Source organism: Microbacterium horticulturae, assembly GCF_029094505.1.
GTDB classification, from domain to species: Bacteria; Actinomycetota; Actinomycetes; order Actinomycetales; family Microbacteriaceae; genus Microbacterium; species Microbacterium horticulturae.
Window position 1 is genome coordinate 1158381 of the sequence record NZ_CP119108.1, and the last position, 13210, is coordinate 1171590.

General features: G+C 70.0%; 9 protein-coding genes. 5 read left to right on the plus strand and 4 right to left on the minus strand.

All coding sequences use genetic code 11. From position 1 onward, the window contains the following. Positions 1-5: 5 nt before the first annotated feature. Complete coding sequence (gene hrpA, locus PU630_RS05380) at positions 6-4067, minus strand: ATP-dependent RNA helicase HrpA (RefSeq protein WP_275279343.1); 4062 nt, start codon at positions 4065-4067, stop codon at positions 6-8. Between the two features lie 282 nt (positions 4068-4349). Here hrpA and PU630_RS05385 point away from each other — a divergent pair, with 282 nt between their 5' ends. Genes PU630_RS05385 through PU630_RS05395 form a run of 3 tightly spaced genes read left to right on the plus strand, consistent with a single transcriptional unit; the run spans position 4350 to position 7529 of the window. After that, positions 4350-4796 (plus strand): carboxymuconolactone decarboxylase family protein, encoded by a 447-nt coding sequence (locus PU630_RS05385; RefSeq protein WP_275279344.1) that lies wholly within the window; start codon positions 4350-4352, stop codon positions 4794-4796. 20 nt (positions 4797-4816) lie between these two features. Continuing rightward, positions 4817-5653: an aldo/keto reductase gene (locus PU630_RS05390; RefSeq protein ID WP_275279345.1), complete on the plus strand. Its 837-nt coding sequence runs from the start codon at positions 4817-4819 to the stop codon at positions 5651-5653. 1 nt (position 5654) lies between these two features. Next, positions 5655-7529, plus strand: coding sequence for a thioredoxin domain-containing protein (locus PU630_RS05395; RefSeq protein WP_275279346.1), 1875 nt, complete (start codon positions 5655-5657; stop codon positions 7527-7529). 48 nt (positions 7530-7577) lie between these two features. Here the strand turns inward: PU630_RS05395 and PU630_RS05400 are convergent, their stop codons facing one another. The 3 genes from PU630_RS05400 to PU630_RS05410 are packed head-to-tail and all read right to left on the minus strand — an operon-like array spanning position 7578 to position 10825. Continuing rightward, positions 7578-8753, minus strand: a complete 1176-nt coding sequence (locus PU630_RS05400; protein WP_275279347.1) for a cation:proton antiporter — start codon at positions 8751-8753, stop codon at positions 7578-7580. 16 nt (positions 8754-8769) lie between these two features. Continuing rightward, on the minus strand, positions 8770-9264 hold the full coding sequence (locus PU630_RS05405; RefSeq protein ID WP_275279348.1) for a cation:proton antiporter regulatory subunit: 495 nt from the start codon (positions 9262-9264) through the stop codon (positions 8770-8772). A gap of 16 nt (positions 9265-9280) precedes the next feature. After that, complete coding sequence (locus PU630_RS05410; protein WP_275279349.1) at positions 9281-10825, minus strand: dolichyl-phosphate-mannose--protein mannosyltransferase; 1545 nt, start codon at positions 10823-10825, stop codon at positions 9281-9283. 22 nt (positions 10826-10847) lie between these two features. Here PU630_RS05410 and rsmI point away from each other — a divergent pair, with 22 nt between their 5' ends. Both rsmI and PU630_RS05420 read left to right on the plus strand, forming a co-directional pair. Next, a complete protein-coding gene (gene rsmI, locus PU630_RS05415) occupies positions 10848-11669 on the plus strand; it encodes a 16S rRNA (cytidine(1402)-2'-O)-methyltransferase (protein WP_275279350.1) in 822 nt (273 codons plus the stop codon). Between the two features lie 152 nt (positions 11670-11821). After that, a complete protein-coding gene (locus PU630_RS05420) occupies positions 11822-13207 on the plus strand; it encodes an MFS transporter (protein WP_275279352.1) in 1386 nt (461 codons plus the stop codon). Positions 13208-13210 lie beyond the last annotated feature (3 nt).

Genomic DNA, 13210 nt, shown 5'->3' on the forward strand with positions numbered 1-13210 from the left:
AAGTCTCACGAAGCGCGCGCGCCCAGCGCCTTGACGATCCGCGGCAGCGACACCGGCTGCGCGGTGCCGAGCGTCTGTGCGAACAGGCTCACGCGGTACTCCTCGAGCATCCAGCGGACGGCGATGAGGGCCCCAGGCGCATCGGACGGGGGAGGGATGACGCCGCCGGCCTCTTCGTACAGAGCCAGGGCGCGCTCGAGCTCGGTCTGACGCTGCCGATCGCGCCCGGGGTTGTCCGACAGCGCCTGAAGGCGGATGAGGGCTCCCTGCAGGTAGCGGGGCAGATGCGCGAGCTGCGCGAGCCCGGTGCGCGACACGAAGCCCGAGAAGACGAGGCCGGCCAGCTGCGTCTTGATGTCGCCCAGTGCCGACAGCAGCGTGAAGGCGTTCGTGCGCTTGACCGTGCGTTCGACGTCGCGAGCGGCGGTGAGGATCCGCGCCAGCAACGAGACGGCGGCGAACAGCTCGTCCATCACCGCGCCGGCGAACGCCTCGCGCACCGTGTCGAACTCGGCGCGGGTGCGCACGACGCCGCCCGGATGCGTGCGGGCGATCACGGCGTCGGCCACCGCGACGCGGCAGTCTTCGACGGCGGCCCGGGCGGACGGATAGGGGGATGCCGCGAGCGCCAGCTTCTCGGCCGAGGTGAGGTGATCGAGCACGTAGTCGGCAGGGCTCGGCGTCGACAGCAACACCAGCCGCCGAACGCCCGCCCGCAGCGACGCGGCGGCCTGCTCGGGGGTGGCCTCGATGCGTGCCGACACCGACGTGCCGTCGTCGACGAGGGCCGGGTAGCCACGGACGACGCCGCCGGCGACCTTCGTGTCGACGACCTCGGGGATTTCGTCGATGTCCCACGTCGTCATGCCGGCGCGCTCGGGGAAGGCGGATTGCCGGTCGTTGAGCGAGCGAAGCGAGTCGAAACGATCAGACCCGCGCGCGCTCGGACGTTTCGACTCGTCGCTGCGCTCCTCGCGGGGCGACCGCGTGGTGTCCGTGCTCAACGAGCGGCTCACCGCGTTCCGCGACCGCTCCGCCAGTCGGGACTGCAGCGCACCGAGGTCGCGGTCCGAGCCGATCGCTCGGCCCCGCGCATCGACCGCCCGGAACGAGACGAGCAGGTGGCCGGGCACGCGCTCCATGTCGAAGTCTGCGGCGGTGACCGGCTGGCTCGCCACCCGCCGGATGCGGTCGGCCAGCGCTTCGCGCAGCGTGCTGCGCGGCATCCCGTCGTGGGATTCCGGTCCCTGGTCGGCGAGTTCCTCCGCGAAGCGGCTCGCCCAGTCGGCGGCGGGCACCACGTGCCGCCGGATGCTCTTGGGAAGGGCGCGGATGAGCGCGGTGATGAGTTCGTCGCGCATGCCCGGCACCTGCCAGTCAAAGCCGTCGGGGCGCAGCTGCGCGAGCAGGGCGAGCGGCACGACCACTGTCACGCCGTCGTCGGCCGCACCGGGCTCGAACCGGTAAGCCAGCGAGAGCACCTGGTCGCCCTGCGTCCAGCGGGTGGGGAAGTCGCGGGCGTCGGCGCGCGACGCGTCGTCGACGAGGTCGGCCTCGGTCAGGTCGAGCAGGTGCGGTGTGCGGCCCGACGCTTCGCGCCACCAGTTCTCGAAGGAGCGGGCGTCGAACACGTCGCGGGGCAGCCGCGCGTCGTAGAAGGCGAAGACGGCCTCATCGCCCGCGAGGATGTCGCGGCGGCGCTCGCGCTCTTCGACCTTCTCGAGGCGACGACGCAGCTCGAGGTTGCGGCGTTCGAACGCGGTCAGCCGCTTGTCGAGCCCGGAGGAGTCCCACTCGCCCTCGACGAGCGCGTGCCGCACGAAAAGCTCGCGCGCCAGCGGCTGGTCGAACCGGGCCAGCTGCACGCGGCGGCGGGGAATGATCTCGACACCGAACAGCGTCACCTTCTGGGCGGCGACAGCGGCGCCGGCATCCTTCGACCAGTGCGGGTCTGACAGCTGGCGGCGGGCGAGGTCGCCGGCGAGCGGTTCGGCCCACTCGGGGTCGATGACCGCCACGGTGCGGGCGAACAGCCGGCTGGTCTCGACGAGTTCGGCGGCCATCACCGCCTGGGGGCTTTTGCCGCGTAACGCCGATCCAGGGAAGATCTGGAATCGCGCGCCGCGTGCCCCGAGGTACTCGGCGCGTGGTTTGCGGCGCTTCTCGCCCTTGGCCTTGCGGTCGGATGGGGCGCTGAGCGACCGGGTGTCGAGCACACCGATCTGCGAGAGCAGCCCCGAGAGGATCGCTTTGTGCACGGCCTCGGGGTCGGCTGCGCCCTGGTCGTTGAGGTCAGCCCGGTCGTTGAGCGAGCGTAGCGAGTCGAAACGACGCCGTCCGTTGTCGGTGCGTTTCGACTCGCTCGCTGCGCTCGCTCGCTCAACGGACGAAGGCTTCAGCAGCGAGCCCAGCTGCCGGTGCACGTCGAACCACTCGCGCACGCGCACATAGTTGAGGTGCTCGGCGCGGCACGTGCGGCGGAAGGCGCTCGAGCCCAGGTCGTGCTGCAGCTGCTGCAGGTGATTCCAGAGGTTCAGGATGCTGAGGAAGTCGCTCGTGGGATCCGCAAACCGCGCGTGCAGCCGGTCGGCCTCTTCGCGGCGCTCCTCGGGGCGCTCGCGCACGTCGGGGATCGACATGCCCGCGACGATGGCGCGCACCTCGGGCAGCACGCCGGTGCGACGCGCCTCCAGCAGCATGCGCGCGAAGCGCGGGTCGATGGGAAGGCGGGCCAGTTCGCGGCCGATGTCGGTGAGCGCGCGTTTCGACTCGCTGCGCTCGCGGGCCGGCCGGGTGGTGACGGCTCCGAGCTCGACGAGCAGGTCGAACGCCGCCTTGACGCCGCGCGAGTCGGGCGGGGTGAGGAACGGGAAGTCGGCGATGTCGCCGAACCCGAGCGAGAGCATCTGCAGCACGACCGACGCGAGGCTCGTGCGCAGCACCTCGGGCTGGGTGAACTCGGGGCGGGTCTGAAAGTCGTCCTCGGCGTACAGGCGGATCGCGATACCGGGCGCGGTACGGCCGGCACGACCCGAGCGCTGCATCGCCGACGCCTGCGAGATGGGCTCGATCGGCAGTCGCTGGATCTTGCTGCGGTTGCTGTAGCGCGAGATGCGAGCGGTTCCGGCATCCACCACATAACGGATCCCGGGAACGGTCAGGCTCGTCTCGGCGACGTTGGTGGAGAGGATGACGCGGCGGCGCACGCCCGCGACGGTCGAGCGTTCGAACACCCGGTGCTGCTCGGCCGCCGACAGGCGCCCGTACAGGGGCAGTACCTCCGTGGGGGCCGCGTCCTTCGCGTACATGCCCCGCACAGCGTCCATCGCGTCGCGGATCTCGGCCTCGCCGGGCAGGAAGACGAGCACGTCGCCGGCGGGCTCGCGATCGAGCTCGCGCAGGGCGGCGGTGAGCCCGTCGAGGTCGTCCGGCGTCTCGTCGCGCTTCGCTCGCACAGCGGCCGGGGGCCGGTAGCGGATCTCGACGGGGTACGTGCGTCCCGACACCTCGATGATCGGCGCGGGGGTGCCGTCGGGCTCGGCGAAGTGCTTCGCGAAACTCTCGGGATCGATGGTCGCCGAGGTGATGATCACCTTCAGGTCGGGGCGACGGGGCAGGATGCGGCGCAGATACCCGATGAGGAAGTCGACGTTCAGCGACCGCTCGTGCGCCTCGTCGACGATGATCGTGTCGTAACGCCCGAGCTGCCGGTCGCGGTGGATCTCGTTGAGGAGGATCCCGTCGGTCATCAGGGTGATCCGCGTGTCGTCCGTCACCTTGTCGGTGAAGCGCACCTTGTACCCGACCGTGCTGCCCAGCGGCACCTGCAGCTCTTCGGCGACGCGCTCGGCGATGCTGCGCGCCGCGATGCGACGCGGCTGCGTGTGCGCGATGCGCGTGCGGCCGAGCTCGAGGCAGATCTTCGGCAGCTGCGTGGTCTTGCCCGAGCCGGTCGCCCCGGCGACGATCACGACCTGGTGATCGGCGATCGCGCGCGCGATTTCGTCCCGCGCCGCGCTGACGGGCAGCTCGGGCGGATAGGCGATGACGGGTTCGGGCGCAGACACAGCCTTCGATCGTATCGCGTCGCTCGTCGCTCGTCGCGTGGCGCGGGCGGTTTGAGGGTCCCGGACCCGGTGTGGCACAGTCCTTTTCGGCATTGAACTTCCCGCTCACACACCCCTCCGGCGTGCTGACGGTGGCTCACGAGATTCCGATCTCGCCGGAGGTGCCTCTTCCCGCAATGCCGCCGACCTTCGTTTTCCCTCGGCCTCGTCCCGATGCCGCGCCGGAGGAGTAGAACGGAAGCAGGCCGCGGTGCGGCCGCCGATCGACGGAGGCGATGATCGATGTCCGAGCGCATGTCCATCCAGAACGTGGACCCCGACGCGTACCGGGCGGTGCTGGCCCTGGAGAAGTACGTCAACGGGGGCACCGTCGACGAGTCTGTGCTGCTGCTCGTGAAGATCCGAGCGTCGCAGATCAACCGTTGCGCGTGGTGTCTGGACATGCACCTGACCGAGGCGCGCGACGCGGGGATGGATCAGCGCAAACTCGACGTGCTCGCCGGCTGGAACGAGGCCGGTTCGCTGTTCGATGACCGCGAGCGTGCCGTCCTCGCTTTCGCCGAAGAGGTGACGCTCGTGAGCGAGCACGGCGTGAGCGACGACACCTGGGCGGGAGTACGCGCCCACTTCGACGAGAAGCAGACGGTGACGCTGCTCATGGCCGCCTGTGCGATCAACGTGTGGAATCGCATGAACGTGACCGCGCAGACGGTGCTGCCGCCGAAGTGAGGGACTCGTAGGCTGGGGACATGACCGTTCCCCAGATCACGCTCAACGACGGCAACAGCATTCCGCAGCTCGGCTACGGCACGTTCAAAGTGCCCCCGGCAGATACGCAGCGCGCGGTGTCCGAAGCCCTCGAACTCGGCTACCGGCACATCGACACCGCGGCGATCTACGGCAACGAGGAGGGAGTGGGGCAGGCGATCGCCGACAGCGGCATCTCGCGCGACGAGCTTTTCATCACGACCAAGCTGTGGAACGACCGGCACGATGCCGACGAGCCGCGCAAGGCGCTGCAGGAGAGCCTGGCCAAGCTCGGCCTCGACCAGGTCGACCTGTACCTCGTGCACTGGCCGACGCCGGCCAACGACAACTACCTGAACGCGTGGCAGCAGCTCATCAAGCTGCGCGAGGCAGGGCTCACGCGCAGCATCGGCGTCTCGAACTTCCTCGTGCCGCACCTCGAGAAGATCGTCACGGCCACGGGCGTCACGCCCGTCGTCGACCAGATCGAACTGCATCCCGCCCACCAGCAGCAAGACGTCACGGCCTGGGCGGCCGACCACGATGTGCGCATCGAGTCGTGGGGCCCGCTCGGCCAGGGCAAGTACGACCTCTTCGGCACCGAGCCCGTCGCCGCCGCCGCGCAGGCGCACGGCAAGACGCCGGCTCAGGTCGTGATCCGCTGGCACCTGCAGCACGGCTTCATCCTGTTCCCGAAGTCGGTGCACCGCGAGCGTCTCGCGCAGAACCTCGACGTCTTCGACTTCGAGCTCACCGACGCTGAGGTCGCGGCGATCGACACCCTCGACCCGGGCGACGGCTCGGGCCGGGTGAGCGCGCACCCCGACGAGGTCAACTGACGTGACGTCCCGCCTCGCCGGCTCGGCGAGCCCCTACCTGCGGGCTCACGCCGACAATCCCGTCGCCTGGTACCCGTGGGGTGCCGAGGCGTTCGCCGAGGCGGCGCGGCGGGACGTTCCCGTCTTCATCTCGATCGGATACTCGACCTGCCACTGGTGCCACGTCATGGCACGTGAGTCGTTCCAGGATGCCGCCACGGCCGCCGAGCTCAACGACGGGTTCGTCGCCATCAAGGTCGACCGCGAAGAGCATCCCGACGTCGACGACGCGTACATGGCCGCGGCATCCGCCTTCACCCGCAATCTCGGCTGGCCGCTGTCGGTGTTCGCGACGCCCGACGGCCGGGCGTTCTTCGCCGGTACGTACTTCCCGCCCTCCCCGCGCGGCGGCAGCCCGGCGTTCCGCCAGATCCTCGCGGCGGTGCGTGACGCGTGGACGCAGCGCCGCACCGACGTGCAGCAGACGGCGGATGCCGTCGTGCAGGCGCTGCGGACGGCGCAGGATGCCGCATCCACCGGCTCCGACCTTCCGGATGTCGACGCGCTCGCCGGTGCGGCCGCCCGGGCCCTCGCCCGCGAGGACCGCGAGTACGGCGGTTTCGCCCCGCCGGGCGCGACGATGGCGACCCCGAAGTTTCCGACCGTGCCGCTGCTGCGCTTTCTGCAGGCGCCCGCGCTGGCCGAGTCCGTGCCCGAGGCGCGCGCGGCCGCGGACCGCGCGCTGCGCGCGATGGCCGCCTCGCCGCTGCGCGATACGGTCGACGGCGGATTCTTCCGCTACGCCACTCGCCGCGACTGGACGGTGCCGCACTACGAGCGCATGCTCACCGACAACGCGGGGTTGCTCGAGGTCGCGCTCGACGCCGGTGACCACGACACGGCGCGCGGTGTCACAGCCTTCCTCATCGACGTGCTGCAGCAGCCGAGCGGCGGGTTCGCGGCCGCCCAGGATTCGGAGTCGTGGATCGAGGGGCAGCGCAGCGAGGGCGGCTACTACGCGCGCGACACCGACGGCCGGGCCGCGCTGGAGCCCCCGGCGCTCGACGGCAAGATCGTCACCGGCTGGAACGGCATGGCCATCGGCGCCCTCGCGCGCGCCGGGGCGATGCTCGGCGAGGAACGGGCGATGGATGCCGCACGGTGGGCCGCCGACGCGGTGCTCGAGACGAACATCACCGCCGACGGGCGCCTCGCCCGCGCGTCACTCGACGAGATCGTCTCGCCGGCTGCGGCGACGCTCGAAGACTACGGGCTGCTCGCCGGTGGCCTGCTGGCGCTCGCGGGCGCCAGCGGCGAGGTGGCTTACGCGGCACGGGCGCGCGAGCTCGTCGACGACTGCCTGAGCGATGGTGGTGTCCCGGCCGTTCCCGGCGGCGGCGACCCGGTTCTGACCGCGCACGCGCTGCCCGGAGGCGCGTCGGCCGGCGATGGCGATCATCCGTCCGGACCGTCTGCACTCGCCGCCGCCGCGCTCGATCTGTGGCTGCTGGGCGCGGGGGAGCGGTACCGCGAGGTGGCGGCATCCCTCGTCTCTTCCCGCGCCGAGCAGGCGCTCGCCGAGCCCACCGCGCACGGAGCCCTGCTGCGCGTGGCCGCGCGGTTGGCGGCGCCGCCCCGACAGATCGTCGTGGTGTCGGACGGACCGTCGGCCCTCGTCGACGCGGCCCGGAGACTGCCCGCCGACGTGACGGCGCTCGTGACCCCGGCGCAGTCGCTTCTGCTCGCCGACGCGGGCTTCACGCTGTTCGACGGCAAGACCGGCACGCCTCTCGCAGACAGCGCAGCCAGTGCAGACAGCACCGTGCCGACCGTCTACGACTGCCGCGACTTCTCATGCCGCCTGCCGGTCACCGACGTGGAGGCACTCGGTCGTTGAGCGAGCGAGCGCAGCGAGCGCGGCGAGCGCGTCGAGGCGCCACCGACGTCACTCGGCTATGACCTTCTTCTTCGGCTTCGTGACCCGCCGGAACCAGGCGGTGTCGCTGAGGCGGGCCAGCAGCGTGGCACCGATCACGGTGATGAACACGTAGACCGCCGCCAACGGGGCGAGCATCGGTGCGGTGGAGCCGGCGATGCCCGCGATGACGATCGAGAACTCGCCGCGCGGGGTGAGGCCGATGCCGGTACGCCAGCGGCCGGGGCGCCCGATGCCGGCACGGCGGGCGGCGAGATAGCCGGTGACGATCTTCGTGGACATCGTGACGGCCGCCAGAATCAGCCCCGGCACGATCATCTGCGGCAGCTCGGTGGCATCGGTGGCCAGCCCGAAGAAGATGAAGAACACCGCCGCGAACACGTCACGCAACGGTGTGAGCACCTCGCGCGCCGACTGTGCGACCCGGCCCGACAGCGCGATGCCCACGAGGAACGCGCCGACCGCCGCCGACACGCTGACCTCTTCGGCCAGGCCCGCCACGAGCATGGTGAGCCCGAGCACGCCCAGCACGAGTGGTTCGGCGAGGTCGGGCGTGAAAAGCCGCGAGATCGTGGGTCCGTACCGCAACGCGACGAACAGGATCACCAGCACCACCGCGACGGCGATCGCCACCCGCACGGCGCCCTGCGCGAGGCTGACGCCGATGACCAGCGCCGACACCGTCGGCAGGAAGAAGGCCATCGCCAGGTCTTCGATCACCAGGATCGACAGGATGACGGGGGTCTCACGGTTGCTGATGCGGCCGAGATCGCGCAGCAGTTTCGCGGCGACGCCCGACGAGGTCACCCAGCAGATGCCGGCGACGGCGACGGCGGCAGCCGGGCCCCAGCCCAGGATCAGGGCGAACGCCGCGCCCGGCAGCGCGTTGAGCACCATGTCGAGCAGGCCCGCCATCTTCGAGCGGCGCAGTCCGTGCAGCAGCTCGTCGGCCGAGTACTCGAGGCCGAGCAGAGCCAGCAGCAGGATCACGCCGATCTCCGAGCCGATCTCGAAGAACGACTGGCTGGCATCCATCGGCAGGATGCCGCCGGTGCCGAAGGCGAGACCGGCGACGAGGTACAGCGGAATGGGAGAGAGGCCGAACCGGTTGGCGAGCCGACCGAGCAGGCTCATGCCCAGCAGCAGGGCGCCGACCTCGACGAGGACGATCGTGGTGTCGATCACTGGCGGCGCCCGGGGATCATTCGGGTCCGTCTGCGAACAGGCGGGCTGCGGCATCCAATCCGGCACGCGTGCCGACGGTGACGATGACGTCCCCCTCGCGGAGGGTCTCTCCGGGAGTGGGAGAGGGGATGACATGCCGGTCGCGGATGATCGCGACGATCGACACGTGCGTGCGCGTGCGGGTCTTCGTGTCGCCGAGCGTGCGGTCGATGAACGGAGAGTCGGACGGCAGCGTGATCTTCTCGGTGTAGAGCCCGTCGGTCTCTTCGGTGAGCTTGGTGAGCCGACTCACGGCCAGCGAGGCGCTGAACAGGTCGGACAGCGCCTCGGCCTCCTCATCGGAGATGTGCAGCGACTCCACGCAGCTGTCGGGATCGTCGGCGTCGTACAGGCCGAGTTCGCGGTCGCCGTCGCGGTAGCGCACGACGGCCAGTCGCCGGCCGCTTTCGGTGACGAGGTCGTGCCGCACCCCGATGCCGGGGAGGTCGACCTTCTCGATGTGAACAGTCACCCCACGAGACTAGCGCTCAGATCCAGCTGGGGATCCAATTGTGCACGAGCCAGAACGCGTACGGCACCTTCATCGCGATCCACACCGGGTACCAGAACGCAGACAGCGCCACGACGACGATGAGGAACACCCACACGGTGCGCTGACCGGCCAGTCTGCGGCGCAGATCGCGGGAGCGGTATCCCGCGATTTCGCGCAGCGCGAAGGTCAGCGCGAGCACGCTGAACGGCAGGATCGCGATCGTGTAGAACTGGAAGATCGTGCGCTCGGGGAACAGCAGCCACGGCAGGTAGGTGGCCGCGACACCGGTGAGCACAATGGCGTGGCGTGCGTCGCGGCGCAGCACGAACGCTATGAGCAGGAACACCGCCGCGGCCATGCCGCCCCACCAGATGAGGGGGTTCGGGATGGACGAGATCGCCTGCACGCAGTTGCTCTGCCACTGGCATCCCTCCTTCCCGTATGCATCCTGGTGCCAGTACATCGACGTGGGGCGGATGAGGAATGGCCACTGCCAGGCCGGACTCGCATAACTGTGCGGGGTGGTCAGCCCCACATGAAACTGGTAGATCGCCTCGTGGTAGTTCCAGAGCGCGACGAACGGATTGGGCGACGACTGCCGGTCGTAGCCGTTCGCCGTGACCAGCCACCCGGTCCAGGATGCGAGGTAGACGACGAATGCGACGGGGACGAGGAGGACGAAGGATGCCACACCCTGCCGGACCGCATCCTGCGGCCAGAACCGCACTCCGGCACGGCGGCGGGCCAGGGCGTCGCTGACCACGGCGTAGATGCCGATCGCGGCGAGCACGTACAGCCCCGACCACTTCACGGCCGTCGCCGCGCCGGCGGCGGCGCCGGCGGCGAACAGCCAAGGGCGGCCCCACAGCAACGGGCCCCATTCGGGCGCCGGATCGGCCTGTGTCAGACGTACGGCCAGCCTCGCCAGGTGCTTCTCGCGGTCGATCACGAGGAAGAGCACGGCCAGAACGCTGAAGAAGGTGAGGAAGATGTCCAGCAGCGACACCCGGCTGAGCACGATGCCCAGCCCGTCGATCGCCATGAGCAGGCCCGCCACTGTCGCGAACGTCGTCGAGCCGGTGAGGCGCTTGCCCAGCAGGTAGACCAGCAGCACCGTCGCGGTACCGAACAGCGCCGCGCCGAAGCGCCAGCCGAACGACGAATCGGGGCCGAACAGCCACATGAACAGACCGATGATCCACTTGCCCAGCGGCGGATGGACCACGAAGCTGCCCGCCGCCGAGAAGATGTCGGTGTGTCCGGCGATGAACTTCGCGTCGGCGTCGTCGGGCCAGCTCGCCGGGTAGCCGAGCATCCACTGGCTCCAGGCATCCTTGACGTAGTACGTCTCGTCGAACACGAGCGCATGCGGGTGGCCGAGGTTCCAGAAGCGCAGCACCGCGGCCAGCAGGGTCACGGCGACAGGCGCGAGCACGTCGATGCGGCGGCGCAGGAGGGGCGAGGTGCGCACGCGGCCGCGCCAGCGGTCCAGACGCGAAGGGGCCACCGCCGGGATCAGGGGGTCGACCGTCGCAGTCACCGTCCCAGCCTATGCTGGGGCCGTGATCATCCTCGCGGCCACGCCCATCGGAAACCTGGGGGATGCCTCTCGACGGCTGGTGGAGGCGCTGGATGCCGCGACCGTCGTCGCCGCCGAAGACACCCGCACCGCCCAGCGGCTGCTGGCGGCGCTCGGCATCGAGAACCGGCCGCGTCTTCTCGCGCTGCACGACCACAACGAGAAGGATCGGGCCGCCGAGATCGTCGCGATGGCACGCGACGACGACGTGCTGCTGCTCAGCGACGCCGGCATGCCCACAGTGAGCGATCCCGGCTACGGCGTGGTCGCCGAGGCGGCCGCGCAGGGTGTGGTCGTGACCGCCATCCCCGGCCCGAGCGCCGTCATCACCGCGCTGGCGGTGGCCGGCCTGCCCACCGACCGGTTCACGTTCGAGGGATTCGTGGCCCGCAAACCCGCCGAGCGCGAGCGATCGCTGCGGGCCCTGTGGACCGAGCCGCGGACCATGGTCTTCTTCGAGGCGCCGTCGCGCATTGCGCAGACACTGCACGACATGGCCGACGCCTTCGGCGTCGACCGGCCCGCGGCCGTGTGCCGCGAGCTCACCAAACTGCACGAGGAGGTCGTGCGCGCTCCGCTCGGTGAGCTCGCGGTTTGGGCCGACGAGGGCGTGCGCGGCGAGATCGTCGTCGTGGTCGGCGGTGCCGCTCCGCAGCGCATCGCGCTCGCCGACGCCGTCACCGAGGTGCTGGAGTTGACCCGCACCGGGGTGCGGATGAAGGATGCCGCGGCCGAGGTCGCCGAGGCGACCGGTCACTCCCGGCGCGAGCTGTACCAGGCCGCGCTCGCCGTGAAGAACGGCTGACGCGCGCGGCGACGCACGCGAACCTGAACCGCGCTGTGCGCGGATGCACACGCGGGTGTGCGTCGTTCGCGCTTAAACATGACGCCCAATTCAGGTACTGTCGGCGCGATGCACCGTCGCATCAGCGTCAGAAACAAGGAGGTATCTGCGCAATGGCATCATCAGCCCCCGCACCCGCCGCGACCTCGCGGCTGGGCAAGGTCGTCGTCGCGGCGATGGCCGGCACCGTCGTCGAGTGGTACGAGTTCTTCCTCTACGCCACCGCCGCGACCCTGGTGTTCAACAAGATCATGTTCCCGCCGTCCGATGACCCGTACGCGGGCATCATCGCCGCGTTCGTGACGTACGCCGTCGGTTTCATCGCCCGCCCGCTCGGCGGAATAGTGTTCGGCCACTTCGGCGACAAGTACGGTCGCAAGAAGCTGCTGCAGTTCGCGATCATCCTCGTCGGCGTCACCACGTTCCTCATGGGCTGCCTGCCGACCTATCAGACGGTCGGCTACCTGGCACCCACGCTGCTGGTGCTGCTGCGGTTCGGTCAGGGCTTCGCCGTCGGCGGCGAGTGGGGCGGCGGCGTGCTGCTGGTCGCCGAGCACTCGCCCGACAAGACCCGCGGCTTCTGGGCGTCGTGGCCGCAGGCCGCCGTCCCGATCGGCAACCTCATCGCCACGATCGTCCTGCTCGTGCTGTCGGGCACGCTGACCGACGACGCGTTCCTCAGCTGGGGGTGGCGCGTGGGCTTCTGGCTCTCGGTCATCATCGTCGCGATCGGCTACTACATCCGCAGCCGGATCACCGACGCCCCGATCTTCATCGAGGCACGGGAACGCGATGAGAAGTCGGCACAGCAGCGCTACGGCGTCGTCGAGGTCATCAAGCGCTACCCGCGCGGTGTCATCACGGCGATGGGCCTGCGCTTCGCCGAGAACATCATGTACTACCTCGTCGTGACGTTCTCCATCACCTATCTGGCGGTCGCCCTGAAGATGGAGACCGCCGAGATCCTCGGGCTTGTGGCCATCGGCCACGTCGTGCACATGATCGTGATCCCGCTCGTGGGCGGCCTCACCGACCGGATCGGACGCAAGCCCGTCTACGCGATCGGCGCGGTGGGCGCGGCGGTGTGGGGGTTCGTCGCATTCCCGATGTTCAACACGCAGAACCCGGTCGTGATCGTCCTGGCCATCGTGCTGGGCCTGGTCATCCACTCGTTCATGTACGCACCGCAGCCGGCGATCATGTCGGAGATGTTCCCGACCCGGATGCGCTACTCAGGCGTCTCGGTCGGCTACCAGGTCACCTCCATCGTGGCGGGCTCGATCGCGCCGATCATCGCGACGTCACTGCTGTCGCACTTCGGCTCGTACATCCCCATCGCGGTGTATCTGGCGATCGCGGCGGCGATCACGCTGATCGCCGTGGTGTCGCTGCGCGAGACGCGGGGTGCGTCGCTGCACGAGATCGACCGCATCGACCGCGAGCGGCTGCGCGCCGAGAGCGGAGCGGTGCCCGTGGTGGAGGCAGACCCCGGTCGTTGAGCG

What these genes read in the sequence shown, in the direction of transcription:
- PU630_RS05420 (WP_275279352.1), top strand. Translation starts at nt 11,822, where the DNA reads ATGGCATCATCAGCCCCCGCACCCGCCGCGACCTCGCGGCTGGGCAAG.
- PU630_RS05385 (WP_275279344.1), top strand. Translation starts at nt 4,350, where the DNA reads ATGTCCGAGCGCATGTCCATCCAGAACGTGGACCCCGACGCGTACCGG.
- PU630_RS05390 (WP_275279345.1), top strand. Translation starts at nt 4,817, where the DNA reads ATGACCGTTCCCCAGATCACGCTCAACGACGGCAACAGCATTCCGCAG.